1 protein-coding gene and 1 other annotated feature are annotated in these 1,321 nt (G+C 63.0%); the gene reads left to right on the top strand.

Features of this window, described 5'->3' with window-relative positions; all coding sequences use genetic code 11:
• Positions 1-53 precede the first annotated feature (53 nt).
• Positions 54-1,282, top strand: a protein-coding gene (locus ETO60_RS11105; protein WP_130005716.1) for an IS3 family transposase whose coding sequence is annotated in 2 segments (ribosomal slippage) — positions 54-342 and positions 342-1,282 — 1,230 coding nt in all. Because the reading frame shifts where the segments join, the coding sequence is not laid out codon by codon here.
• Positions 335-451: a sequence feature (AL1L pseudoknot), on the top strand. Its footprint overlaps the gene before it by 117 nt.
• Positions 1,283-1,321 lie beyond the last annotated feature (39 nt).

The following is a 1,321-nucleotide window of genomic DNA, read 5'->3' as shown; positions in this document are numbered from 1 at the left end:
TGAACCGCCCCGGGATTGCCGGAGGCCCTAACTCCTGAGAGGAAGGGTCTACGATGAGCAAGACGACGAACAAGTTTTCCCCTGAGGTGCGTGAGCGGGCGGTCCGCCTGGTGCTGGACCAGGAGGGCGAGCATCCCTCCCGCTGGGCGGCGATCACATCCATAGCGGCCATGATTGGCTGCTCGGGTCACACGCTGCTGGAGTGGGTGAAGAAGGCCGAGGTGAACAGCGGCAAGCGTGCTGGCGTTCCGGTCGAGGTGGCCGACCGGCTGAAGGCGCTGGAACGCGAGAACCGGGAGCTGCGGCAGGCCAACGAGATCCTGCGCAAGGCTTCTGCATATTTTGCCCAGGCGGAGCTCGACCGCCCGTTCAAGCGATGACCAGCTTCATTGATGATCATCGTGGAGAGTATGGGGTCGAGCCGATCTGCCGGGTTCTGCCGATCGCCCCATCCACCTACTATGAGCGTGTGGCACAGCGCCGGGATCCGTCGCGACTGTCGCCACGCGCGCAGCGCGACGAGGCGATGAAGGCGGAAGTGCGCCGCGTGTTCGACGCCAACTTCAAGGTCTATGGCGTGCGCAAGGTGTGGCGGCAGATGCAGCGTGAGGGCTTCGATATTGCCCGCTGCACGGTGGAACGGCTGATGCGTGACCTCGGCCTGCAGGGTGTGATCCGTGGCAAGCCGGTCAGGACGACGATCAGCGACAAGGCCGCGCCCTGTCCGCTCGATCAGGTCAACCGTCAGTTCCATGCACCGGCGCCGAACATGCTGTGGGTCTCGGACTTTACCTACGTCGCGACGTGGGCCGGGTTCGTCTATGTCGCCTTCGTGATCGACGTCTACGCCCGCTATATCGTTGGTTGGCGGGTGAGCAGGACGGCGCATGCCAGCTTCGTGCTGGATGCCCTGGAACAGGCGATCCATGATCGGCGCCCTGTCCATCGTGGCGGCCTGATCCACCACAGCGACCGCGGCAGCCAGTATGTCTCGATCAAGTATACCGAGCGCCTTGCCGAAGCCGGGATCGAACCGTCGGTCGGGAGCGTCGGCGACAGTTATGACAATGCCTTGGCCGAAACGATCAACGGTCTTTACAAGGCTGAGGTGATCCACCGACGAGGACCGTGGCGATCCTTTGAAGCTGTTGAATACGCCACGCTCGAATGGGTGGACTGGTTCAACAACCGTCGGCTGCTCGAGCCTATCGGCAACATCCCGCCTGCCGAGGCCGAAGAGCGCTACTACGCCATGCTGGACGACACGCCCATGGCAGCATAATTTGATGAAACTGGCCTCCGGCAATCCCGGGGCGGTTCA

Source organism: Qipengyuania thermophila (assembly GCF_004153605.1).
Lineage (GTDB): Bacteria > Pseudomonadota > Alphaproteobacteria > Sphingomonadales > Sphingomonadaceae > Qipengyuania_B > Qipengyuania_B thermophila.
The sequence above is the reverse complement of the archived record's forward strand: the minus strand, read 5'-3'. Positions and strand labels throughout refer to the sequence as shown.